Source organism: Cupriavidus sp. SS-3 (genome assembly GCF_035818815.1).
GTDB lineage: Bacteria > Pseudomonadota > Gammaproteobacteria > Burkholderiales > Burkholderiaceae > Cupriavidus > Cupriavidus taiwanensis_C.
Map to the genome: position 1 here is coordinate 221,231 of NZ_JAYLVT010000002.1, position 22,503 is coordinate 243,733.

At 61.5% G+C, this 22,503-nt stretch carries 23 protein-coding genes; 20 read left to right on the forward strand and 3 right to left on the reverse strand.

Annotation, left to right across the window (positions count from 1 at the left end):
* Positions 1 to 5: 5 nt before the first annotated feature.
* A complete protein-coding gene (locus U9J39_RS04360) occupies positions 6 to 1,565 on the reverse strand; it encodes a cryptochrome/photolyase family protein (protein WP_116312965.1) in 1,560 nt (519 codons plus the stop codon).
* A 137-nt stretch (positions 1,566 to 1,702) separates the two neighbouring features.
* Between U9J39_RS04360 and U9J39_RS04365 the strand changes: the two genes are divergently transcribed.
* The 7 genes from U9J39_RS04365 to U9J39_RS04395 all read left to right on the forward strand — a co-directional run bounded on the left by U9J39_RS04365 (position 1,703) and on the right by U9J39_RS04395 (position 7,297).
* Complete coding sequence (locus U9J39_RS04365) at positions 1,703 to 2,410, forward strand: pseudouridine synthase (RefSeq protein WP_115710529.1); 708 nt, start codon at positions 1,703 to 1,705, stop codon at positions 2,408 to 2,410.
* Between the two features lie 102 nt (positions 2,411 to 2,512).
* Complete coding sequence (locus U9J39_RS04370) at positions 2,513 to 3,085, forward strand: YqgE/AlgH family protein (protein ID WP_025583981.1); 573 nt, start codon at positions 2,513 to 2,515, stop codon at positions 3,083 to 3,085.
* Positions 3,078 to 3,503, forward strand: coding sequence for a Holliday junction resolvase RuvX (ruvX, locus tag U9J39_RS04375; RefSeq protein ID WP_010813827.1), 426 nt, complete (start codon positions 3,078 to 3,080; stop codon positions 3,501 to 3,503). Before U9J39_RS04370 ends, ruvX begins: the two co-directional genes overlap by 8 nt.
* On the forward strand, positions 3,500 to 4,036 hold the full coding sequence (gene pyrR / locus U9J39_RS04380) for a bifunctional pyr operon transcriptional regulator/uracil phosphoribosyltransferase PyrR (protein WP_115680931.1): 537 nt from the start codon (positions 3,500 to 3,502) through the stop codon (positions 4,034 to 4,036). Before ruvX ends, pyrR begins: the two co-directional genes overlap by 4 nt.
* Positions 4,037 to 4,140: 104 nt before the next feature.
* Positions 4,141 to 5,112 (forward strand): aspartate carbamoyltransferase catalytic subunit, encoded by a 972-nt coding sequence (locus U9J39_RS04385; protein ID WP_115704367.1) that lies wholly within the window; start codon positions 4,141 to 4,143, stop codon positions 5,110 to 5,112.
* A 71-nt stretch (positions 5,113 to 5,183) separates the two neighbouring features.
* Positions 5,184 to 6,467: a dihydroorotase gene (locus tag U9J39_RS04390; protein ID WP_115710527.1), complete on the forward strand. Its 1,284-nt coding sequence runs from the start codon at positions 5,184 to 5,186 to the stop codon at positions 6,465 to 6,467.
* Positions 6,464 to 7,297, forward strand: a complete 834-nt coding sequence (locus U9J39_RS04395; RefSeq protein ID WP_326346590.1) for a lysophospholipid acyltransferase family protein — start codon at positions 6,464 to 6,466, stop codon at positions 7,295 to 7,297. Before U9J39_RS04390 ends, U9J39_RS04395 begins: the two co-directional genes overlap by 4 nt.
* A 35-nt stretch (positions 7,298 to 7,332) precedes the next feature.
* Here U9J39_RS04395 and U9J39_RS04400 read toward each other — a convergent pair whose 3' ends face one another.
* Complete coding sequence (locus tag U9J39_RS04400; RefSeq protein WP_326346591.1) at positions 7,333 to 8,181, reverse strand: symmetrical bis(5'-nucleosyl)-tetraphosphatase; 849 nt, start codon at positions 8,179 to 8,181, stop codon at positions 7,333 to 7,335.
* A gap of 231 nt (positions 8,182 to 8,412) precedes the next feature.
* Here U9J39_RS04400 and rfbB point away from each other — a divergent pair, with 231 nt between their 5' ends.
* The 13 genes from rfbB to U9J39_RS04465 all read left to right on the forward strand — a co-directional run bounded on the left by rfbB (position 8,413) and on the right by U9J39_RS04465 (position 21,907).
* Positions 8,413 to 9,477: a dTDP-glucose 4,6-dehydratase gene (gene rfbB / locus U9J39_RS04405; protein WP_115710521.1), complete on the forward strand. Its 1,065-nt coding sequence runs from the start codon at positions 8,413 to 8,415 to the stop codon at positions 9,475 to 9,477.
* Positions 9,467 to 10,429 (forward strand): dTDP-4-dehydrorhamnose reductase, encoded by a 963-nt coding sequence (gene rfbD, locus U9J39_RS04410; protein WP_326346592.1) that lies wholly within the window; start codon positions 9,467 to 9,469, stop codon positions 10,427 to 10,429. Before rfbB ends, rfbD begins: the two co-directional genes overlap by 11 nt.
* A 2-nt stretch (positions 10,430 to 10,431) precedes the next feature.
* Positions 10,432 to 11,313 carry a glucose-1-phosphate thymidylyltransferase RfbA gene (gene rfbA, locus U9J39_RS04415; protein WP_326346593.1) on the forward strand — a complete coding sequence of 294 codons (882 nt, stop codon included), beginning with the start codon at positions 10,432 to 10,434 and terminating at the stop codon, positions 11,311 to 11,313.
* Positions 11,310 to 11,861, forward strand: coding sequence for a dTDP-4-dehydrorhamnose 3,5-epimerase (gene rfbC / locus U9J39_RS04420; protein ID WP_326346594.1), 552 nt, complete (start codon positions 11,310 to 11,312; stop codon positions 11,859 to 11,861). Before rfbA ends, rfbC begins: the two co-directional genes overlap by 4 nt.
* A 33-nt stretch (positions 11,862 to 11,894) precedes the next feature.
* Positions 11,895 to 13,022, forward strand: coding sequence for a DegT/DnrJ/EryC1/StrS family aminotransferase (locus U9J39_RS04425; protein ID WP_115704352.1), 1,128 nt, complete (start codon positions 11,895 to 11,897; stop codon positions 13,020 to 13,022).
* Positions 13,019 to 13,528 (forward strand): GNAT family N-acetyltransferase, encoded by a 510-nt coding sequence (locus U9J39_RS04430; RefSeq protein WP_326346595.1) that lies wholly within the window; start codon positions 13,019 to 13,021, stop codon positions 13,526 to 13,528. Before U9J39_RS04425 ends, U9J39_RS04430 begins: the two co-directional genes overlap by 4 nt.
* Positions 13,515 to 14,324, forward strand: a complete 810-nt coding sequence (locus U9J39_RS04435; protein WP_252675521.1) for an ABC transporter permease — start codon at positions 13,515 to 13,517, stop codon at positions 14,322 to 14,324. The genes U9J39_RS04430 and U9J39_RS04435 overlap by 14 nt, the downstream gene beginning before the upstream one ends.
* On the forward strand, positions 14,321 to 15,067 hold the full coding sequence (locus U9J39_RS04440) for an ABC transporter ATP-binding protein (protein ID WP_326346596.1): 747 nt from the start codon (positions 14,321 to 14,323) through the stop codon (positions 15,065 to 15,067). Before U9J39_RS04435 ends, U9J39_RS04440 begins: the two co-directional genes overlap by 4 nt.
* 132 nt (positions 15,068 to 15,199) lie before the next feature.
* A complete protein-coding gene (locus U9J39_RS04445; protein ID WP_326346597.1) occupies positions 15,200 to 17,791 on the forward strand; it encodes a glycosyltransferase in 2,592 nt (863 codons plus the stop codon).
* The gene (locus U9J39_RS04450) at positions 17,792 to 19,030 is read left to right on the forward strand and encodes a hypothetical protein (RefSeq protein WP_326346598.1); all 1,239 of its coding nucleotides are present in this window, start codon (positions 17,792 to 17,794) and stop codon (positions 19,028 to 19,030) included.
* The gene (locus tag U9J39_RS04455) at positions 19,020 to 20,018 is read left to right on the forward strand and encodes a glycosyltransferase family 2 protein (protein WP_326346599.1); all 999 of its coding nucleotides are present in this window, start codon (positions 19,020 to 19,022) and stop codon (positions 20,016 to 20,018) included. Before U9J39_RS04450 ends, U9J39_RS04455 begins: the two co-directional genes overlap by 11 nt.
* Entirely contained in the window at positions 20,002 to 20,784 is a 783-nt protein-coding gene (locus tag U9J39_RS04460; protein WP_326346600.1) for a glycosyltransferase, read from the forward strand. The genes U9J39_RS04455 and U9J39_RS04460 overlap by 17 nt, the downstream gene beginning before the upstream one ends.
* A gap of 19 nt (positions 20,785 to 20,803) precedes the next feature.
* Positions 20,804 to 21,907: an MraY family glycosyltransferase gene (locus U9J39_RS04465; protein WP_115710498.1), complete on the forward strand. Its 1,104-nt coding sequence runs from the start codon at positions 20,804 to 20,806 to the stop codon at positions 21,905 to 21,907.
* A 204-nt stretch (positions 21,908 to 22,111) separates the two neighbouring features.
* Here U9J39_RS04465 and U9J39_RS29435 read toward each other — a convergent pair whose 3' ends face one another.
* Complete coding sequence (locus U9J39_RS29435) at positions 22,112 to 22,327, reverse strand: SymE family type I addiction module toxin (protein WP_442784881.1); 216 nt, start codon at positions 22,325 to 22,327, stop codon at positions 22,112 to 22,114.
* Positions 22,328 to 22,503 lie beyond the last annotated feature (176 nt).

Sequence of the window (22,503 nt, forward strand, 5' to 3'; positions counted from 1 at the left end):
CGCGTTCAGTCCTCCGCGCCGGCGCCCTTCACCTCCGGCTTCACCACCTGCTTCACCACTTCATAGCGCCGCAGCGTTTGCTGGCGCGCCACGTCGTGCTGCACCAGCGGGCGCGGGTAGTTGTCGCCCAGCCGCACGCCGGCCTCGGCCAGCACGGCTTCCGGGGCGGTCCACGGCGCGTGCAGGTACTTGTCCGGCAACGCGGCCAGTTGCGGCAGATATTTGCGGATAAAGCGGCCCTGCGGATCAAACTTCTGCGACTGCGTCACCGGATTGAAGATGCGGAACCACGGCTGCGCATCGCAGCCGGTGGACGCGGCCCATTGCCAGCCGCCGTTGTTGGCGGCCAGGTCGAAATCATTGAGCTGGTCGGCAAAATACTGCTCGCCGCGGCGCCAGTCGACGCCCAGGTCCTTGACCAGGAAGCTGGCCGTGACCATGCGCAGGCGGTTGTGCATATAGCCGCTTTGCCGGATCTGCAGCATCGCCGCGTCGATCAGCGGATAGCCGGTGGCGGCGTCGCGCCAGGCGCGGAAATAGCGCTCGCCGGTGTCGCCGTCCTGCCAGCGGATGGCGTCATAGGCTGGCTGGAACGACGCGCCGGCGGCCACACGCGGATGGTGATGCAGGATCATGAAGTAGAAATCGCGCCAGATCAGTTCCGACAGCCACACCGCCGCGCCCGCGCTGTCGGCGCCGCCGCGCAGCATGACGGCGTGCGCCGTGCGCGCCAGCGTGCGGATCGAGATGGTGCCGAAGCGCAGGTGCACCGACAGGTAGCTGGGGCCGCGCAGGGAAGGGTAGTCGCGCCGCCGGCCGTAGTCGCCCATGCGCCCGCTGAATTCCTCGAACAAGGCCTGGGCACCCGATGCGCCGGTGGGCATTGCGATCTCGGCAAGGTTGCTGGCACCAAAGCCGAGCTGCGCGAGCGTCGGCACCGGCTGGCGGTACGCGGCGGGCACCGGCGCCAGCGCCGGCAGGTACGGTTCGACGGGATAAGGGCGCAGGTCGAACGGCTCCACGCTCCTGAGCCAGGCGTTCTTGTACGGCGTGAACACCGAAAACGGCTTGCCCTGGCCGTTCAGGATCTCGTCGCGCTCGAACACCGCCTGGTCCTTGAAGGTAAAGAGCGCGCAGGACTGTTCCGACAGCGCCTGGCGCACCGCTTCGTCGCGGGCATTGGCAGCGGGCTCGTAGTCGTGGTTGGCGAAGACCGCCTCCACTTCCAGTGCGCGCGCCAGCGCCGGGATGGCGGTCCGCGCGCGGTCGTGCAGTACGATCAGGCCGCCGCCGGCCGCGGCCAGTGTCCCGGCGAGTTCCACCAGTGATTCACGGATGAACTCGACCCGCCGGTCGGCCCGCAGGCCGCGTGCGAGCAGCGGCTCAAGGATGTCGCGGTCGAACACGAACACGCACCACACCTGCGCGCAGTGCCGCAAGGCATAATGCAGCGCCGCGTGATCGGTGGCGCGCAGGTCGCGCCGGAACCAGACCAGTCCGCGCGCAAAGGTCTTGCCGATCCGGTACGGTGGCCGGGACGTAGCCGGGGTGGCTGCTGCCTGCATGTTCGCTTGCCTGTCTGACGGGTTTGCCGGCGCTGAACCTCGTGCAACGCCGGATCGATCGCGCCGATACCCTAACATAGCGGTACAGGAGCCGGCCGCCGGCCGCCATGCCGCCATCCCATTCTCTACAGAAGCTCATGACTCTCGACCGAATTCTTCAATCCCAGGGCTTTGGCACGCGCCGGTACTGCGGCGACCTGATCGCCGCCGGGCTGGTCGAGGTCAACGGCGAACTGTGCGAAGACCCGCGCGCGCAGTTCGACGTGGACGGCCTGCGCCTGACCGTCGACGGCGAGGAGTGGCTGGCCTGCACCAAGGCCTACCTGATGCTGAACAAGCCCGCCGGCTATGAATGCTCGCAGCGCCCGCGCCATCACCCGAGCGTCTACAACCTGCTGCCGGTGCCGCTGCGCCAGCGCGAGGTGCAGGCGGTGGGGCGGCTCGACCACGACACCACCGGACTGCTGCTGCTGACCGACGACGGCCAGTTCATCCACGCCCAGACCTCGCCCAAGCGCAAGGTGCCCAAGATCTATGAAGTGACCACCGCCGAGCCGGTCACGCCGGCCCAGGCCGAGGCGCTGCGCAGCGGCGTGCAGCTGCTGGACGAACCGGCGCCGATCGCCGCGGAAGCCTGCGAGATCACCGGCGAACGCAGCCTGCGGCTGACGCTGGTGCAAGGCAAGTACCATCAGGTCAAGCGCATGGTCGCGGCCGCGGGCAACCACGTCGACGCGCTGCATCGCAGCGCCATCGGTAGCCTGCAGCTGGATCCGGCGCTGGCCGAAGGCGAGTGGCGCTGGCTGACGGCCCAGGAACTGGCCGCGCTGACCGGCAAGGCGTAATCCAGCCCGCGGTCACCGCGCGTGGCGGAGCGCCCCTTGCTGCACTGGAACGCCCGCCAATCTTTTCCGGAAGACCCCCGGCGATTTGATAAAATGCAAGGCATGGCGAAGCCCGAAGCACCCATCAATCTGACCAATCAGTTCCTGATTGCCATGCCCGGCATGGCCGATCCGACCTTTTCGGGTTCCGTCGTCTACATCTGCGAACACAACGAGCGTGGCGCGCTCGGGCTGGTGATCAACCGGCCCATCGACATCGACATGGCCACGCTGTTCGACAAGATCGACCTCAAGCTCGAGATCCAGCCCGTGGCGCACCAGCCGGTCTACTTCGGCGGCCCGGTGCAGACCGAGCGCGGTTTCGTGCTGCACGACCCGGTCGGCGTCTATGTCTCGTCGCTGGCCGTGCCCGGCGGACTGGAGATGACCACCTCCAAGGACGTGCTGGAAGCCGTGGCCAATGGCAGCGGCCCGCACCGCTTCCTGCTGACGCTGGGTTATTCCGGCTGGGGCGCCGGCCAGCTCGAGGAAGAACTCAGCCGCAACGGCTGGCTCACGGTCCAGGCCGATCCCGAAATCATCTTCAGCGTGCCGCCCGACGAGCGCTTTGCCGCCGCCATCCGGCTGCTCGGCATCGACTTCACCATGCTGTCCGGGGAGGCCGGGCATGCCTGATGCCGTGGGGCGTGAACTGCCCCGCGACGGCACGGTCCTGGCATTCGACTACGGCGAAAAAAAGATCGGCGTTGCGCTGGGCAACTTCATCACGCGCGAGGCGCGGGCCCTGACCATTCTTCCCAATATCACCGTCGAAGGCCGCTTCGAGGCCGTGGCCGCGCTAATCCAGGAGTGGAACCCGGTGCAGCTGATCGTCGGCATGCCGGTCAACCCCGAAGGCGGCGAGCAGCCGTCGATGAAGCTGGCGCGGCGCTTCGGCAACCAGCTCAACGGCCGCTTCGGCCTGCCGGTGGAATGGGTGGACGAGCGCTATACCTCGCGCGCCGCGTCGATGGCCGGCGCCCGCCGCGGCGAACTCGATGCCGAGGCCGCCCGCATCATCCTGCAACAGTACTTCGACCAATTCCCGCTATGACGCAGATTTCCGTTCCCGACGCCGAGTCGCTGTACCGCAAGCTGCTGGAGCAGGCGCAGGCACTGATCCCCGAGGCCGAGCGCGCGCGCTGGTCGGTGGCCGGCATCCATTCCGGCGGCGCATGGATCGCCGCGCGCCTGGCGGCGGACCTGCAGTTGCCCGAGCACGGCGTGATCAACGTCGCCTTCCATCGCGACGACTATGCCAAGAAGGGCCTGCATAGCCAGGCCCAGCCAACCACGCTGCCGTTTGCCGTGGACGAGCGCAACATCCTGCTGATCGACGACGTGCTGGCCACCGGCCGCACCATCCGCGCCGCCGTCAACGAGCTGTTCGACTACGGCCGCCCCGCGCGCGTGGCGCTGGGCGTGCTGGTGGACCGCGGCGGGCGCCAGCTGCCGATCGCCGCCGACCTGTGCGCCGGCGAGATGGCGCTGCCGCCCGGCACGACCCTGGTGCTGTCGCGCCAGGGCGAAGGCGCCGCCGCGCAATTCACCTTCGCCACCGAACCCACCGATTCCGCCACCGGCTGAACCGGCACCGCGGGGCGCGCCCGGCGCGCCCGAACGCCGGAAAGCCCGAAAGCCAGCCCCGAGACCAGACCACCTCCCCGTTTTTTGCCCGCGCCCGACCAGCCATGACCAAGACGTTCCGCAACCCGCAGCTCACCAAGAACGGCGAACTGAAGCACCTGCTGTCGATCGAGGGGTTGTCGCGTGACATGATCACGCACATCCTCGACACCGCCAGCCAGTTTGTCTCGCTGTCCGACTCCGACCGCGATGTCAAGAAGGTGCCGCTGCTGCGCGGCAAGAGCGTGTTCAACCTGTTCTTCGAGAACTCCACCCGCACCCGCACCACCTTCGAGATCGCCGCCAAGCGGCTGTCGGCGGACGTGCTGAACCTGAACATCAACGCGTCGTCGACCAGCAAGGGCGAGTCGCTGCTGGACACCATCAACAACCTGTCGGCGATGTCCGCCGACATGTTCGTGGTGCGCCATGCCAGCTCGGGCGCGCCTTACCTGATCGCCGAGCACGTCGCGCCGCACGTGCACGTGATCAACGCCGGCGACGGCCGCCATGCCCACCCGACGCAGGGGCTGCTGGACATGTACACCATCCGGCATTTCAAGAAGGACTTCACCAACCTGACGGTGGCCATCGTCGGCGACATCCTGCACTCGCGCGTGGCGCGCTCCGACATCCATGCGCTGACCACGCTGGGCGTGCCCGAAGTGCGCGCCATCGGCCCGCGCACGCTGCTGCCGTCCGGGCTGGAGCAGATGGGCGTGCGCGTGTTCCACAACATGGAAGAGGGCCTCAAGGGCGTCGACGTGGTCATCATGCTGCGGCTGCAGAACGAGCGCATGAGCGGCGCGCTGCTGCCCTCGGCGCAGGAATACTTCAAGGCCTACGGCCTGACGCCGGAGCGCCTGGCGCTGGCCAGGCCCGACGCCATCGTGATGCACCCGGGGCCGATGAACCGCGGCGTCGAGATCGACTCCGCCGTGGCCGATGGCTCTCAGTCCGTGATCCTGAACCAGGTGACCTTCGGCATCGCCGTGCGCATGGCGGTGATGGGCATCGTTGCCGGGAACAACGACTGATGCCGGCCAGCCCGACCCCGCACGCCAGCCAGAACACACCGAACCAGCCCAGCGACACGACAAGCCAAGCTATGAAGATTCACATCCAGGGTGGCCGCCTGATCGATCCGGCCAGCAACACCGACGCCGCGCAGGACCTCTATATCGCCGCCGGCAAGATCGTCGGCGTCGGCAGCGCCCCGGCAGACTTCACCGCCAACAAGGTCATCGACGCCAAGGGGCTGATCGTGTGCCCGGGCCTGGTCGACCTGTCCGCGCGCCTGCGCGAGCCCGGCTACGAATACAAAGCCACGCTCGAATCCGAGGTCGCGGCCGCCACCGCGGGCGGCGTGACCAGCCTGGTCTGCCCGCCCGACACCGACCCGGTGCTCGACGAGCCCGGCCTGGTCGAAATGCTGAAGTTCCGCGCCCGCACGCTGAACCAGACCCACGTCTACCCGCTGGGCGCGCTGACGCTGGGCCTGAAGGGCGAGACCCTGACCGAGATGGGCCAGCTGACCGAGGCCGGCTGCGTCGGCTTCAGCCAGGCCGAGGCGCCGGTGCGCAACACCCAGGTGCTGCTGCGCGCGCTGCAGTACGCGCAGACCTTCGGCTTCACCGTGTGGCTGCGCCCGGAAGACCCGTTCCTCGGAGGCGGCGTCGCCGCCAGCGGCGCGGTGGCATCGCGCCTGGGCCTGTCGGGCGTGTCGGTGATCGCCGAGACCGTGCGCCTGCACACCATCTTCGAGCTGATGCGCAGCACCGGCGCCCGCGTGCACCTGTGCCGGCTGTCGTCCGCCGCCGGGCTGGAACTGGTGCGCCAGGCCAAGCGCGAAGGCCTGAAGGTGACCTGCGACGTCAATATCCACCACGTCTCGCTGACCGACATGGATATCGGCTACTTCAATTCGCAGATGCGCTTCTCGCCGCCGCTGCGCAGCCCGCGCGACCGCGACGCCATCGTCGCCGCGCTGGCCGACGGCACCATCGACGCGCTGTGCTCGGACCACACGCCGGTCGACGATGACGAAAAGCTGCTGCCCTTCGCCGAGGCCTCGCCGGGCGCAACCGGCCTGGAACTGCTGCTGCCGCTGACCCTGCGCTGGGCCAGCGAGCACAAGGTCCCGCTGGCGCAGGCGCTGGCCCGCATCACCGCCGAGCCCGCCCGCGTGATCGGCCTCAAGGCCGGCACCCTCGCCGTCGGCAGCGCCGCCGACGTGTGCGTGTTCGATCCCAGGCAGGTGTGGAAGGTCGAGCGCCGCTCACTCAAGAGCCAGGGCAAGAACTCGCCGTGGCTCGGCTACGAAATGGAAGGCAAGGTCCGCATGACCCTGGTCAGCGGGCAAGTCGTCTACGGCAACCACGCCCAGGCATGATCTGGCTGCGCAAGACCGCACTGGTCCTGCACCTGCTGCGCGGGTTGCTGACCTGCGCCTTGCTGTTCCCATGGCTGGGCGTGCGCTCGCGCGCATGGCATATCCGGCGCTGGTCGCGCCGCCTGCTGCGGATCTGCGGGGTGGAAGTGGAGGTGGTCGACGCCACCGGCGCCGCGCACACCGGCGCGGCGCGGCAGGGCGCGATGGTGGTGTCCAACCACATCTCGTGGCTGGACATCTACGTCATCCACAGCTGGCAGCCCGTGCGCTTCGTCGCCAAATCCGAGATTCGCAACTGGCCGCTGATCGGGTGGCTGTGCGACAAGACCGGCACCATCTTTATCGAACGGGCGCGCAAGCGTGACGCGCACCGCGTGTTGCATGACATTACGGATGTGATGCTGCAGGGGGACCTGGTCGGGGTGTTTCCGGAAGGGACGACGACGGATGGGACCAGCGTGCTGCCGTTCCATGCCAACCTGATGCAGGCGCCGATCTCAGGCGGGCTGCCGGTGCAGCCATTGGGCCTGAACTACCTCGATGCTGCCACCGGCCAGCCGACGCTGGCCGCCGCCTATATCGGCGACACCACGCTGCTGCAATCGCTGGAGGCGGTCTTGCGTGCGCCGCGGATCAAGGCGCGGCTGGTGGTCGGGCCGGCGCTGGTGCCGGCCTCGGGCGACCGCCGCGAACTGGCGGCTTCTGCAAGGGAAGTCGTCGCCCATCTCAGCCAGGGTGCCGCCGAGCACGCCGCCACGGCAGCCCAACGCCTGAACCAACCGCCCGAGCCCGGCAGCGCACCCCAACCCGCGCCCGCTGCCATCGGCTAGCCGCCCTGTCGTCCCCGCCAACGCAGGATAGCGAGTCACGCCAGCGGATCGCAATATTGCGGGCAATCCACCTGGATCACGGTTCGCTCGGCGGGTTCCGGCGCCAGGCGCGCCGCCGTCAGCTTGCCACCCCAGACGCAACCCGTATCCAGCGCCATCAGGTTCGGGCGCATGACCAGGCCCAGCGTCGACCAGTGCCCGCAGACCACCGTCACCGCCTCGGTGCGCCGCCCCGGTACGTCGAACCATGGCATGAACCCTTCCGGCGCCTTGCCCGGGCCATCCTTGGCCTTGAAGTCCATCACCCCGTCGATCGTGCAGTAGCGCAGGCGGGTGAGAGCATTCACCACCACGCGGAGGCGGTCGATGCCGCGCAGGCCGTCGTGCCAGCGGTCAGGCGTGTTGCCGAAGATGTCGGCGAGGAAGCCTTGCCAGTTGGGGCCCTGGAGTTGTTCTTCGACTTCGTGGGCGAGGTCGATTACCTGTGCAGCGGTCCATTGGGGCAGGACGCCTGCGTGGACCAGCAGGAAGTTGTTATCCAGCAGGGCCAGAGGGCGGTGGCGCAGCCAGGTGAGCAGGTCGTCACGGTCGGAGGCGGCCAAGATGTCGTCCACCGTGTCGTGGCGGCCTTTTTTTCGGACACCGGACGCTACGGCCAGAAGGTGGATGTCGTGGTTGCCGAGGACGGTTTCCGCGCGCTCGCCCATGGCGCGGATGGTGCGCAGGGTTTGAAGAGAGGCAGGGCCCCGGTTGACGAGGTCGCCGACAAGGCGCACCGCGGGTTGCGCCGGCAGGCGAGCCAGCAAGGCGTCCAGGGAGGGTGCGCAGCCTTGCAGGTCACCGATGGCGTAAAGTGATGTATGGGTAACGTTATGGTCGGGCATCGGGTCCAGTCAGAATAAATTCGCTTCTATTTGTAGTTTTGTGACCGATATACCGTGGCACGGTTACATGAGGCAACAAAAAGTGGGAGGCAGCCCGTAAGCTGGTGCATTCAGTCAGATAGAATACCGCCACTTCTGCAGGCACTTAACGCCCCGCCGTCCCGGAAGAGGACAAGGTGGGCGCTCGGCTTTTGTCGGGCCATCGAAACATATCGAGGCAAGGAGCAAGTTTTGTCCCATATTTTGGTCACTGGGGGCGCTGGGTTCATTGGCGCCAATTTCGTTCTGGCATGGCTGGGCGATAAGTCGGCGGATGGGGTCGTCAACGTCGACAAGCTCACTTATGCGGGCAATCGGAAGACCCTCGCAGCGGTCGAGGACGACCCCCGCCACGTGTTTTCGCAAACCGATATTTGCGACCGTGCCGCACTGGACCGGCTCTTCGCCACCTACCAGCCGCGTGCCGTGGTGCACTTCGCCGCCGAGAGCCATGTTGACCGGTCCATCCATGGGCCCGGCGAGTTCATCCAGACCAATATCGTTGGCACGTTTACGCTGCTTGAGGCCGCGCGCGCTTACTGGAGCGGGCTGCAAGAGCCCGCGAAGTCCGAATTCCGCTTCCTGCATGTGTCAACCGACGAGGTGTTCGGCTCGTTGAGCGAAACCGATCCGCAGTTCTCGGAAACCACCCCATACGCACCGAACAGCCCGTACTCGGCGTCGAAGGCCGCATCGGACCACCTGGTGCGCGCGTATCACCATACCTACGGCTTGCCGGTTCTGACGACGAACTGCTCGAACAACTACGGGCCGTATCATTTCCCGGAAAAGCTGATCCCACTGGTGATCGCCAACGCCCTCGCCGGCAAGCCGCTGCCCATCTATGGCGACGGGAAGAACGTGCGTGACTGGCTGTATGTGCGCGACCACTGCTCGGCCATCCGCGAGGTGCTGGCACGCGGCCGCCTGGGCGAAACCTATAACGTGGGCGGCTGGAACGAGAAGACCAACCTGGACGTCGTGCACACCTTGTGCGACCTGCTCGACGAACTGTCGCCCAAGGCTACCGGCTCGTACCGCGACCAGATCACCTTCGTCAAGGATCGCCCCGGTCATGATCGCCGCTATGCGATCGATGCCCGCAAGCTGGAACGCGAACTGGGCTGGAAGCCGGCCGAGACGTTTGAAAGCGGCCTGCGCAAGACGGTCCAGTGGTATCTGGATAACCAAGCTTGGGTGCAGGACGTGATGTCGGGGGAGTATCGGAACTGGGTGGCGAAGCAATATGCCGCTTGAGTACGGCATGTTCCCAAGGATTCTGCTCATCGGCGCCAATGGTCAACTGGGTTTTGAGCTGACACGCAGCCTCGCGCTGCACGGTACCGTGGTGGCCGTGGACCGCCGTCAATGCGATCTGACCGATGCCGACAGTGTGCGAGGTGCTGTCAGGACAGCCCGCCCGGACATCATCGTCAATGCCGCCGCCTACACCGCGGTCGACCTCGCGGAGCGCGAGATCGACCTGGCCAATGCGGTCAATGTGGTTGCGCCGGGGATTCTGGCAGAAGAAGCCGCGAATCTGGGAGCGCTGGTCGTCCACTATTCGACTGACTACGTTTTCGACGGCTTGAAGGCCGGTGCATACGTGGAGACCGACGTGCCCAATCCGTTGTCCGCTTATGGCAAGTCGAAGCTGGGCGGCGAGCGAATGGTGCAGGCTGCGACGGCGAACCACCTGATTTTCCGTACGAGCTGGGTCTACGGCTTGCATGGCGGCAATTTCCTAAAGAGCATCGTTCGTGCCGCTACGACTCGCGAATCGCTGAGCGTGGTGTCCGATCAGTGGGGTGCCCCAACCCCGGCCTCGCTGGTTGCGGACATCACGGCTGTTGCCGTGGGCCGGTACCTGAACCGGGCGAAGCAGGGCTTCGTTCCTGGGGTTTATCACCTTGCTGCGCTGGGCGAGACCAACTGGTGCGAGTATGCAAAACTGATTGTCCGGTATCTAGCGGACAATGGCGTGCCGCTGGCACTTAGCGTGGACAATATCCGCGCGATCACTGCCGAGGAATACGGCAGCCCGGCACCAAGGCCGGCAAACTCTCGCCTCGATACGACAAAGTTGAGGGATGGCTTGGGTGTTGCACTTCCACAATGGCACCGTGACGTGGAACGTACGCTACGCGAATTCATCGATATTGCGGAATTCGCACTGGTAACAGATGCTTGCAAGAACTCTAAAGAGTAGACATGAAACGTAAAGGCATAATTCTGGCTGGTGGCTCCGGCACCCGTCTGTATCCCATCACGCGATCGGTGTCCAAGCAGCTGCTTCCCGTTTACGACAAACCGATGATTTATTACCCGCTGAGCACGCTTATGCTCGCAGGTATTCGTGACATCCTGGTGATTTCGACGCCGCAGGACACCCCGCGCTTTACCGAGATGCTGGGTGATGGCAGTCAGTGGGGCCTGAACCTCGAGTATGCGGTGCAACCCTCCCCGGATGGGCTGGCCCAGGCTTTCGTTATCGGCAAGTCGTTCGTCGGTTCTGATCCCTCAGCGCTGATTCTCGGCGATAACATTTTTCACGGTCACGATCTGGCCAAGCAACTGCAGCGCGCCGCGTCGCGTGAGGCGGGCGCCACCGTCTTTGCCTATCATGTGCACGACCCCGAGCGTTATGGGGTGGTCGAATTCGATGCGAATTTCCGTGCCTTGTCGCTGGAAGAGAAGCCGGCGCAGCCTCGCTCCAACTATGCCGTGACGGGCCTTTATTTCTACGACAATCAGGTTTGCGACATTGCGGCAGATATCAAGCCGTCGGCCCGTGGCGAACTTGAAATCACGGATGTGAACAAGCGCTACCTCGAAGCCGCTCGACTGGAAGTTGAAATCATGGGGCGCGGCTATGCTTGGCTGGACACCGGTACTCACGATTCGCTGCAGGAGGCCGCGACCTTCATCGCGACACTGCAGAAGCGGCAGGGGCTGATGGTGGCGTGTCCGGAAGAGATTGCTTTCCGCAATCAATGGATTTCGGCGGATACGATGCAGAAGATTGCGGCGGAATTGGCAAAGAACGGTTATGGCCAGTACCTCCAGCAGGTATTGAAGGAGTCGATTGCATGAGTATGAATATTGTCAAGACAGCTTTGCCCGAGGTGCTCATCCTCGAACCCAAGGTTTTTGGCGACGACAGGGGGTTTTTCTTTGAAAGCTTCAATGCGCGCCAGTTCGAGGATGCCACGGGACTAAAGCGGGACTTCGTACAGGACAATCATTCTCGCTCTGCGAAGAATGTACTCCGTGGCTTGCACTACCAGATCCAGCAGCCCCAAGGCAAGCTGGTGCGCGTCGTAGCGGGTACTGTGTTCGACGTGGCAGTGGATATCCGCCGCAGCTCGCCGAATTTCGGCAAGTGGGTTGGTGTCGAGCTCTCGGCTGAGAACAAGCGCCAGCTGTGGGTGCCCGAAGGCTTTGCGCATGGCTTTGTGGTGCTGTCCGAGAGCGCAGAATTCCTCTACAAGACCACCGACTACTATGCCCCGCAGTTCGAGCGATCGCTGCGCTGGGACGACCCGGCACTGGCCATCCACTGGCCAATCGACGGCGCACCTGTGCTCTCGAAGAAAGATGAGGACGCGCCGGCTTTCGCAGCTGCTGAATTGTTTGAGTGATTAAATACATATCTGAATTCCTGGGAGAAAAAAATGGCAATCCAATTGTTTGTACCTAATTTCCGTGTCCAAGAATGCCTGAAAGAAATCCAGGAATGTCTGGAAAAAGGCTGGACCGGGCTCGGCTTCAAGACCAACGCAATGGAAGAAGCTTGGAAGTCCTACACCGGCCTGCCGTACGCGCATTTCCTCGGCTCCAATACCGTTGGCCTGCACCTCGCTTTCGAACTGTTCAAGACCAAGTATGGCTGGGCGGACGGCGATGAGGTCATCACCACGCCGCTGACTTTTGTTTCGACCAACCATGCCATCTTGTATTCCGGGCTGACGCCGGTCTTCGCCGATGTCGATGACTCGCTGTGCCTGGACCCGGACAGCATTGCCGAGCGCATCACGGACCGCACTCGTGCTGTCATCTTTGTCGGCCTGGGTGGCAATGTCGGCCAGTACGACAAGGTGGTTGCCCTGTGCAAGGAAAAGGGCATCAAGCTGGTGCTCGACGCGGCCCACATGTCGGGTACGCGCTATCACGGACGCCACGTCGGCCACGATGCCGATGTGACGGTGTTCAGCTTCCAGGCCGTGAAGAACCTGCCCACCGCCGACTCGGGCATGATTTGCTTCCAGGAGGCCGAAGATGACGAGCGCGTGCGCAAGATGACGTGGCTGGGCATTAACAAGGACACCTTTGCACGTACCACGACGCAAGGCGCATACAAGTGGATGTACGACGTGGAAGAGGTCGGCTATAAGTACCACGGCAACTCCATCATGGCAGCGATCGGCCTGGTGCAGTTGAAGTATCTGGACAACGACAACGCCTACCGCCGCCAACTGGCAAACTGGTATGAGGAACTGCTGTCTGGCCATGACAATATCCGCCTGACGACGATTACCGAAGGCTGCGATTCGTCGCGCCACCTGTTCCAGATCCGTGTAAAGAATCGTGACGAACTCATGCTGGCGCTGCACGAGCATGAGGTTTATCCGGGTGTGCACTACCGCGACAATACCGAATACCGGATGTACGCTAGCGGCAAGGGCAAGTGCCCGCGCGCACACGCGGCCAGCAACGAAGTGCTGTCCCTGCCTATGCACATGGGTATCAGCCGCAACGACGTCGAATTCGTCTGCGAACTGGTTCGCAAGTACGCTGCATGAAGCCCATCTTCGAGCCATTCGAAGCCAAGGGGGTGCGTCTGCGCCCCCTTGCGACGGAAGACCTTCCGTTGACGCTGGCCTGGCGCAACCGCGAGGGCGTCAGGCAGCAATTCATTTTTTCCGACCTTCTGACCCTGGAGAGCCATCAGGGCTGGTTTCGAAAGTATTCCGAGAAGCCCGACGATTTTGTCTTCGTAGTGCAGGACCCGGAGACGGGCGCGCTGATTGGCCAGGTCGCGATCTACGACGTCAATGGGTCGACCGGCCGCGCCGAGATCGGCCGCTTTGTCGTGTCGCCGGAGGCAGCCGGGCAAGGGAAGATGCGCCGTGCGATCGAGGCGCTGCTGGTGTTCGCGCGCGACAAGCTTGGTTTGTCCAAGGCTTACCTAGAGGTGCTGGAATCGAATCTCCATGCTGCTCGCATTTACGAGAAGCTGGGCTTCGTGGAAACAGGTCGTCAGGATGGGCGGGTCGCAATGGAGCGTGTACTAGATGACAGTCTATAACAGCAGCCGCAAGCATCCGCTGACGGAGTATGCTGCTGCAGCCAAACTGTGGCGTGTGTGGCTCCATATGGGAGTGCAAGACGTCAAGGGGCGGTTTCGGAATTCGGTGCTGGGACCGCTCTGGATACTGATCAACCTGTCGGCCACGATGGCGGCGGTGGGCATTATCTTCGGGAAGCTCTTCCATCAACCGATGGAAGAGTTTCTACCGTTTCTGACACTTGGCTTGGCCATTTGGGCATTCATGACTTCGGCATTGACGGAGGGCGGTTCCGCCTTCGTCAATGCCGAGGGTTATATCAAGCAGTTTTCCTTCCCGAAAGTCACCTACCTGTATCGGGCTATGGTGCCCTACCTGGTGGTGTTCTGCGTCGGCATGCTGGTTTTCTTTGCAGTGGCCCTGGCCTATGGGCGGAAATTCGATCTCGGTGCGCTGTGGTTCTTGCCCGGCTTCCTGCTGTTCATCGTTATTAATTTCTTCCACCTGGTGATCGTTGCTCACCTTGGCGCAAGGTTCCGCGATCTGCCGCATCTTCTGAGCGGTTTGATCCAGATTGGCTTCTACGTCACACCTGTGATGTACACCGTCACCATGCTCAAGGACCGCGGTCTCGGCTTCATCTATCAATACAATCCGCTGTATTACCTGATCGAGATCGTTAGGTACCCGCTGCTCAATAACGCGTCGCCTCCGGAGGAAGTTTGGATGGTTGCCGTCGGCTACGCCGTCCTGATTGGTATCGCTGCGTTCGCAGTGATGAAGCGCATGTCTCATCGCATTGTGTATGTTCTATGACCTCTGAGCTAAAGATCAGTCTGCGCGATGTGCGCGTGCGTTTTGACGTGTCGATGCGTCAGGACAGCCTAAAAGGCACGGTCTTGAATTTGCTGCGTGGTCAGACGAACGGCAGCCGCGAATATGTCGATGCCCTAAAAGGTATCAACCTGGAAATCAAGCATGGCGAGCGCGTTGGGCTTGTGGGTTTGAATGGCGCTGGCAAGAGTACGATCCTGAAGGTGATGGCGGGTATTTACCCTCCGACCGCAGGTGAAACGGAAATTGTGGGCCATGTATCGCCGATGTTTGAACTTGCGACTGGCTTCGAAATGACGCAGACCGGCTGGGACAACATCCGCATCAGAGCGATGTTGCTAGGTCTGACGCCGGACGAGGTCGAGGAACGTATTCATAGCATCGCCGAGTTTTCCGAGCTCGGACATTTCCTCGACTATCCCGTGAAGACATACTCGGCGGGGATGTTCATCCGGCTGGCCTTTTCCGTCTCGACGGCAATCAACCCTGAAATCCTGCTGCTGGACGAGGTGATGGGTGCCGGTGACCTCGTCTTTGCTGAAAAGGCGAAGCGCCGCATGTATGAATTTATGGAGCAGGGAAAGATCCTCGTCTTTTCAAGCCACTCGCTTCCCCTCGTCGAAGATTTCTGCGAGCGCGCGATCTGGCTGAGGAAAGGCGAGGTCGCCATGGACGGGCCTGTGAAGGACGTTCTCTCAGAGTACACAGCGCATCCTGTGCGATAGCGGAAGCGGCAGAGGGATGATCGTTGGTGAGGGGCCAGGCTTGGTGTCCTGCCTGTGCCAATGCCCAAGATGATTAGAAGACCCTGTAGCAATGGGCTCCAATAATTGGGTTTCTCCGTTAGGGAATAGTGAATGAAAGTCAAAGATCTCGTCAGGGATACCATCTGGATGCCGGGTTCGGATTACTCCGAGCACGCCAAGCCGAAGATTTCTGTGCTACTGCCAACATTTCGGCGCGGCAAGAGCGGGCTGTTCCGCCGCGCGGTGGAAGCCGTCCTCGAGCAGACCCTGACGGATCTTGAACTAATCATCGTCGATGACGCTAGTACCGATGGGACCGCTGACCAGATTGCCGAGTTCATGCGGCGCGACGGCCGGGTGAGTTGTTTGAGGCATCCCAAGAATATCGGGTTGCCCGCTATTTCCGAGTACGAAGCTTATATGCGTGCGCGGGCAGATATGATTGCCTTCGCATTTGATGATGATGCGTTTTACCCGGATGCTCTGGAAGAGCTGTTGAAGCAAGCGGAGAAATGCCCTTGGGCCGTTTGCTATGGCTATGTTGAGTGGACAGTTCGCCATCCCGTATCAGGAGAGACAGCAACAGCAAGACTGGGCGGGGGAAGCTCGCAAGGCGCCCTTAGAGGGGGGAATTTTGTTCCCAACAACGGTGTGTTGCTGCCCCGGCACATAGTAGAGGATGTAGGCTTCTATGATCCCCATGTGGTAATGGCACGCGTTTGCGATTGGGATTTGTGGTGCCGTGTTGCCGATCGCTATGAGCTGCGTTTCGTCGACGTTGCAGTCGCATTGGTTGATGGTCCCTCTACGACCGACAGCCTGGGCAATACTTACCAACTGGACTCATGGGCAGCTGACGAGTGGATGCGCACTGCAAGAAATGATCAGCTAAGGCCAACGTCGTTCCTCGAATATGAGGTGCTTGAGCCAAACCCTCTGCATGGCCATAGCACTCGTGCAGTGTGCAAAAGTCTGGGCGATAAGCATGCCTTGCAGCGGGGTTGGAAAGAGCGGCAAGTATCTCCTGATGCTGGAGACGGATATGCTCTCATAGTGAATATCGACTACAACGCCTCGACGGCGCTGTGCTTCGATATGCTGCCGCAAAAGTATGCCCAACGTGTGCGCGTGCTAACCACTAATGGCGCGTTTGGGATGGAGGAAATGGCGCGCGCTACATGCGTGATTTTTGTGCGGCGCTTGTACCCATTCGATTTTTGGATAGACGCGGCCAGCCGTATGAGTATTCCGGTTTATTTCTATCTGGATGATAATCTTTCGCTCCTGATGGAGCGAAACGAACTTAAAATTCCGGGAGAAGACTATTCGCCGCGAGCCCTGCGAAATGCATTGCGCCGATTTGAGGGGGTCTTGCTCACTTCACAGGCGCTGGTCAAATACTTTGCGGATCGGATTATTCATGATAATTTGATCTATTTTCCGCCGGCATGTGTCGACCAGCGAAATTTCATCGGGAACGCGGAGCCAATTCCGCGCGAGGAAGATTTTGTCGTGGCCTTTGCCGGAGGTTCCCACCGGCATAAAGGCTTATGGGAAGCTGTTGTTCCAGCTCTTCAGAAATTAGCTGATGAAGGTCGAACAATTCACTTTGTTACGACTGAGGTGGATGAAGATGTGTCGAGTGAAGCTGTGGGGCATGAGAATTTCAGGGTTACGTTTCTGCCGTATGACCCAGGTTATGCTTTCGCTGTAAGAAGATATGGACGATACAAGCCAGATTTCGTGGTTCATGGTCCTAGCGAAACTGAAAATAACCAGTACAAAACAAAGAATGTCCTATTGACGGCAAATTTGCTGGGCGCGGTCGCAGTTTTGCCGGATACCGATCCATATCGTGATATAGCGGCGAAAGAAATCGCCGTCGTGGTTGAGGAGCCGTTCCTGACCTCTTATTGGTATCAGGCATTCAAGAAGCTTATGGACGGAGAGGTTGATTGCGAAGGTCTGAAGCGACGGAATGCACAATATTGTGAAGAGCACTTTTCCGGCTCCGAGAATGCGCGAGTGCTCGAGCAAATTTTCACGAAGCACGGCGGTGAGCCGGACGCGATGGAGCAGCAGCGACGTTTGCATAAATTGGCCGGATGGTTACGCGTCTCTACCGCGCACCTTGGGTCCGGGGTTATCGCGATGGGGGGTGCGTCCACCGACGGGACACAGCTTGCGCGGTATCGGAAGATGCATCGTTATTCTTGGCGGCACCGCGTCTTTCGTCGTCCCAGTGATCTGTGGGGGTCATGCGCCCCGGAGTTTTCGTCACTTTGCAAGTACAGTGAATCGGTAGGTTGGCGGGGGCCGAAATCGTCATTGGAGCTAAGCGACTCCCTGCATGACATTGCGTTTCGTGAGTACAAGGTGAAGCTACCTGCAGGCAGGTTGCGTGGCGTGTCTTTCGCCATAGCAGTGGACTGGCTGAAGCAAGGAATGATAGGTGTAGAGGTGGTTGCTCCGAATGACGCAATTGTTGCTCAAGTTGGACATGATCTTGCGTCGCTTGATTTGACGCGCCCGGTGCAGTTTTCCTTCAGCGATTTGCCTGTGTCCGCTGATGAAACCTGGCGGTTCCGCGTTTTCTGCCGTTCGCAGTGTCCGGTCTATGTATATGAATTTATCAATCGCCGTCTCTTTGGGCTGCGGTTTGCAGCTGCGACGCCATTCGCAGAATTTGTAATGGCCGATTAAATGACGAAGGTAGCAACCGTATCATCCTTTCGTGTCGGTGGGAGCAGCACGGCTCGTAAGAATTCCGAGGATGCCGCGTCAGTAAAATTAGTTATTGAAGGCGAGATCCCGACTACGCATATCATTGGCCGACTGGTCCGCGAAGCTATTGGGAAAGAGGGGACGGTCGAGCAGATGCTCGTTCCTGAGTTCTTGCCTTCGCGGCTGGCAGGCAACGCCTTGCCCCTGCTTATCCGAGTGGGGGACCCTGGCAGCCGGCAGATGTTGAAATGGATGATCCGGCGTGGCATCCCGTTTCTGTATTACGTGGATGACAATTTCTGGGAATTGAAGGGGGATAGCCCGCTAGCGCAGTATTACCAGGCTCCGGAAGTCAGGGCGACGCTTGAATTGGCAATACGCAACGCGCACACCGTGATTGTCAATTCGCCATTGTTAGGAGCTTACCTGAGCGAGCATTTCGATGCGAACGTTTGCGTTTTGCATGCGCCTTTCGATTTCAGCATTCTCGGAGATCGGTGTTCGCGCGCCTCGCATCCCGGGGAAGTACGCATCGGTTTTGCGGGGAGTGTGACCCGTGATCGGGATTTCATCGAAATCATTCCGGCGCTACAGCGCATACTCGCTGACTTCAACGAGGTGTCGTTGTATTTCTTCGGGTACTGTCCGCCGGTCTTGCGCGGTGTCGATCGCGTGTATTTCTTCGCGCATGTCGATAGCTATGAGAACTTTATTCGGCTTAAGAATGAGAGCGCGCTCGACATCGGGCTCGCGCCGATGGCCAATACTAGTTCGAACCTCTACAAGACGAACAACAAATACCGCGAGTACGGTGCATTGCATGTTGCAGGCGTCTATTCCGACAGTTCGCCATATCGCGAATCAATCCGGAGCGGCGAAAACGGATTGCTCGTGCCGATGCAAGCAGACAAGTGGTATGACGCGATAGCGCTCTTGGTGCGCGACCCCCAATTGCGGCAGTGCCTTGCCGATGGCGCGTACATGGACGTTCAAGAAAACTACGCCCAGACAGTGGTGGCCGCGCAATGGCGCGAGTTGCTGCTGCAGTTTGCCTTTGAAAGTCCAAAACCAGTACTGTCTCCGGGCGTCGTCGCCGCGGACACGGTCGCAATCCGCATCGGCGGCTGGATTGCCAAAACGCGCCTGCGGGTAACGCTGAAGCTGCTGCGCATCCGTGGATGGGCGAGGCGGTTGATCGGGGGCTCGCATGGTGACTGATCTGCGCGTCGGGAGCGCCGGCGCAGTGGCTCCTGCCCACGAGCCGGGCGGTGGCGTTGCTGCGGTGGTTATCACCTACAACCCGGATGGGGAGGTGTTGCCACGCTTGTTAGACCGTTGCGCTGATCAGGTAGCGCGGATCATTGTGGTTGACAACGGAACGACAGCGGTAGATGTCCCAGCCCTCTGCCGTCCTTTCGAGACCCGATGTCCGGTCACATTCGTGCCACTAGGCACCAACCTCGGCATCGCCGCGGCCCAAAACCGCGGTATCGAAGCCGCAAAGGCCGCTGGTGCCGAATACGTTCTCCTGCTGGACCACGACAGCGTGCCGGCCGACAACATGGTCGCCGCGCTGCGGCAAGCAGACCGGCAGTTGCGCGACGCCGGTGTCGAGGTTGGGGCGGTGGGGGCGGTGGCACACGACCGCCGAACCGGCACGACTTCCAAGGTGGTGCGCATGGTGCGCGGACGCGTGCAGCGGCTTGCCACCGTGACCTCGGAGCCTTATGTCGAGGCCGACTTCTTGATTGCCTCCGGCACCATGATCGCCATCTCGGTCCTCGAACGCTACGGCATGATGAACGAGGGCTATTTTATCGACCACGTCGACACTGAATGGTGCCTGCGCGTAAGGGCGCGGGGCATGCGACTCTTTGCAATACCAGGCGCGCGGCTGGAGCATGCGCTGGGCGACCATGTGGTACGGGTCTGGCTTGGCCGGTGGCGTGAGGTGCCCGTGCATTCTCCTGCGCGCGATTACTACATGTTCCGCAATACCGTGCGCATGCTGCTGACGACGCCGATGAGTCTTGCGTGGCGGATTACCCATGTGTTCCGCCTGTCGCAGTTTGCGGTGTTCTTCGGCCTCGGCATGTCGCCGCGGCTGAAGCGAATCCGATTGATGACCCGAGGCATCATCGACGGCGTAAAGGGCCGCGGTGGTGCGTTGGTGGATGCGAGGCCAGGTCGTGGAAGCAACCGCTAAGCTGTTGACGGTTTCCCTGGTCAGCCACGGCCAGGGGGAATTGATGCGTCCGCTGATCAGGCAATTGTCTGCGATTGCCCATGAAGTCCCCCTGAAAGTCGTAATTACCGAGAACCTGCCCGAACGCCGTGCCGCGGATGACGGCTTCGGCGATCTCGACATCCGGTATATCCAGAATGCCGAGCCCAAGGGGTTCGGGGCAAACCACAACGCAGCCTTCGCTTTTTGCGACACGCCGTATTTTTGCGTGGTCAATCCCGATGTCCGGTTGATCGAAAATCCCTTTCCTGCGCTGTTGGCGCAAGCCCGGGCGCGACCGGGAGTCGTGGCGCCGCGGGTGGTCGCCAACGACGGCGCCGTCGAGGACAGTGCGCGGAAAGTGCCGAGACCATTGGTTTTGCTGCGACGTGCGCTGACCCGGTTGACCAACAACCGCATGCCTCCGGACTACGCCGGCGAAGGCACGGTTCCGGTTGACTGGGCTGCCGGCATGTTTCTGCTTTTTGATGCCAGCGTATTCAAGCGGCTGCGCGGCTTCGACGACCGGTACCATCTCTATTGCGAGGATGTGGACGTTTGCCTGCGTACATGGCTGAATGGAGGGAGCGTCCATCTCGCCAATGATGTCATCGTGATGCACGATGCCCGCCGCGACAGCCACCGCCGTCTTCGCTACCTACGCTGGCATCTGGCAAGCATGATGCGTCTGTTTACGTCTTCCGCCTATTGGCGGTTCCGCTTGCGCCATCTCGCCGCCGGCAATTGAACATTATTAGAACGATTCCATGTTCGATTTCTTCTGGGTTCCAGCTTTTGCCTTCCTGGTCTCCGCGCTGAGCGTTCTGCTGCTGCGGCCAGTTGCCATGGTCGGCGGCCTGCTGGATCGTCCCGACAATCGCAAGCGACACCACGGAGCCGTGCCCCTGGTCGGCGGCATCGCCGTAACGCTGGCGATCTGGGCGGGTTGCCTGCTGTTCATGCGCAACCAGGGTTACTACGTCGCCCTGTTGGGAGGGCTGACTTTGCTGGCCTTTGTCGGCCTGATCGACGACATGCAAGGCATGTCTCCGGTGGCCAAACTGGGCGCACAGATCTTTGCGGCGATCCTGATGACGTCATGGGGTGGTGTCTATCTGACGTCGCTGGGCGACATCTTCGGCCGGCGCGAGATCGAACTGGCAAACTGGGCGATCCCGCTGACGCTTTTTGCCGTAGTCGCCGTCATCAACGCCATGAACATGAGCGACGGGCTCGATGGCCTGGCGGGCGGGCTTTCGCTGATCGTATTCGGCTGGTACGCCTATCTGGCAGGCGAGTTGGGCAATCTCGCTGCGCAGCGCGTATGCGTGATTTTCTGCGGCGCTATTCTCGGCTTTCTGATCTTCAATATGCGCAACCCCTTCCGGGGAAAGTTGCGCGTGTTTCTCGGCGATGCCGGCAGTCTGATGCTCGGATATGGCATCGTCTGGTTTGCGGTGGAGTTGTCGCAGCCAACTTACAACAACGGCCGTCATGTGCCGCCAGTTGTCATGCTCTGGGTGCTGGGTTTTGTGCTGATCGACCTGCTGGTGGTGGTCATTCGTCGCGCATTGAAGCGCCGCAATCCGCTCTCTGCTGACCGCACTCATTTGCACCACGTGTTGCTTCGCCTTGGCCTGAGCCCGGATGCCATTGTCTGGGTCATCCTCGTCAGCAACGCCTTGCTGGGTTTCGTCGGCGTTTACTGCTGGAAGCAAGGGGTCTCGGAGCAGGTGCTATTTCTTTCGTTCCTTGGTGTCACCGGGCTTCATCTGTTGCTTATGCGTAACGCATGGCGCTGCCTGCGCGTTGGCCGCCGAATCGTGCTGCGCGGTAAGCGCAGTTTCAACTCGGGCAATAATGGAGAGTAGGGCCGTCTCGGGGTATTCCGATCTGGTCAGGCGGATATTGCCGCGTTGATAGCGGTGGCGCGGACGCGAAGGATCAGGATCAGCCAAACACCACGGCGACGGCATTGGCGGCCGCATATCCGGCCACGGCGCCGCCGACGCCAAGCTGAGGATTGCAGCCAGGTCGACCAGGACTCCTGCCGGCCGTGGTTCCAGGCTCGGGCACTATGCAAGCCAAATAACAACTTGCCCTTGCCGTACCTCGACCTTTATCGGCCGCCCGATGGCAAATCCGGCCTCCTCCAGCCAGACCCCTTTCAACCGAATCCAAGGCACGGCCCGCAACCCACTAAAGCCGTTATCCTTGGCGCACCGAACCGGAAAGTATGTACGCCCAGTGGTAAGAGTGCGTACCTGAGTGCAAGCAGATTGCTCCGTCATAGCCAACTCCTGTGAGGTTTCACTTCGCCCCTGGTCAAGGGGGCGGCCGGGTACTTTGACCACCGCTCACAGACGGCCCGCATTTTTTCCCCTTTCGGGTCTTGTATCAATGCGCGCTACCCGGCCAAAGCGGAGCTTTGGCTGCTATGTAACTACGACTGCCGAGTGCAACTTAG

Bases quoted from the DNA above. Each gene is read 5' to 3' on its own strand.
- U9J39_RS04430 (WP_326346595.1), top strand. From the start codon at position 13,019: ATGAAGCCCATCTTCGAGCCATTCGAAGCCAAGGGGGTGCGTCTGCGC.
- ruvX (WP_010813827.1), top strand. From the start codon at position 3,078: ATGCCTGATGCCGTGGGGCGTGAACTGCCCCGCGACGGCACGGTCCTG.
- U9J39_RS04385 (WP_115704367.1), top strand. From the start codon at position 4,141: ATGACCAAGACGTTCCGCAACCCGCAGCTCACCAAGAACGGCGAACTG.
- rfbD (WP_326346592.1), top strand. From the start codon at position 9,467: ATGCCGCTTGAGTACGGCATGTTCCCAAGGATTCTGCTCATCGGCGCC.
- U9J39_RS04395 (WP_326346590.1), top strand. From the start codon at position 6,464: ATGATCTGGCTGCGCAAGACCGCACTGGTCCTGCACCTGCTGCGCGGG.
- U9J39_RS04450 (WP_326346598.1), top strand. From the start codon at position 17,792: ATGACGAAGGTAGCAACCGTATCATCCTTTCGTGTCGGTGGGAGCAGC.
- U9J39_RS04365 (WP_115710529.1), top strand. From the start codon at position 1,703: ATGACTCTCGACCGAATTCTTCAATCCCAGGGCTTTGGCACGCGCCGG.
- U9J39_RS04445 (WP_326346597.1), top strand. From the start codon at position 15,200: ATGAAAGTCAAAGATCTCGTCAGGGATACCATCTGGATGCCGGGTTCG.
- U9J39_RS29435 (WP_442784881.1), bottom strand. From the start codon at position 22,327: ATGACGGAGCAATCTGCTTGCACTCAGGTACGCACTCTTACCACTGGG.
- U9J39_RS04440 (WP_326346596.1), top strand. From the start codon at position 14,321: ATGACCTCTGAGCTAAAGATCAGTCTGCGCGATGTGCGCGTGCGTTTT.
- U9J39_RS04425 (WP_115704352.1), top strand. From the start codon at position 11,895: ATGGCAATCCAATTGTTTGTACCTAATTTCCGTGTCCAAGAATGCCTG.
- pyrR (WP_115680931.1), top strand. From the start codon at position 3,500: ATGACGCAGATTTCCGTTCCCGACGCCGAGTCGCTGTACCGCAAGCTG.
- U9J39_RS04455 (WP_326346599.1), top strand. From the start codon at position 19,020: ATGGTGACTGATCTGCGCGTCGGGAGCGCCGGCGCAGTGGCTCCTGCC.
- U9J39_RS04400 (WP_326346591.1), bottom strand. From the start codon at position 8,181: ATGCCCGACCATAACGTTACCCATACATCACTTTACGCCATCGGTGAC.
- U9J39_RS04435 (WP_252675521.1), top strand. From the start codon at position 13,515: ATGACAGTCTATAACAGCAGCCGCAAGCATCCGCTGACGGAGTATGCT.
- rfbA (WP_326346593.1), top strand. From the start codon at position 10,432: ATGAAACGTAAAGGCATAATTCTGGCTGGTGGCTCCGGCACCCGTCTG.
- U9J39_RS04465 (WP_115710498.1), top strand. From the start codon at position 20,804: ATGTTCGATTTCTTCTGGGTTCCAGCTTTTGCCTTCCTGGTCTCCGCG.
- U9J39_RS04370 (WP_025583981.1), top strand. From the start codon at position 2,513: ATGGCGAAGCCCGAAGCACCCATCAATCTGACCAATCAGTTCCTGATT.
- U9J39_RS04390 (WP_115710527.1), top strand. From the start codon at position 5,184: ATGAAGATTCACATCCAGGGTGGCCGCCTGATCGATCCGGCCAGCAAC.
- U9J39_RS04360 (WP_116312965.1), bottom strand. From the start codon at position 1,565: ATGCAGGCAGCAGCCACCCCGGCTACGTCCCGGCCACCGTACCGGATC.
- rfbC (WP_326346594.1), top strand. From the start codon at position 11,310: ATGAGTATGAATATTGTCAAGACAGCTTTGCCCGAGGTGCTCATCCTC.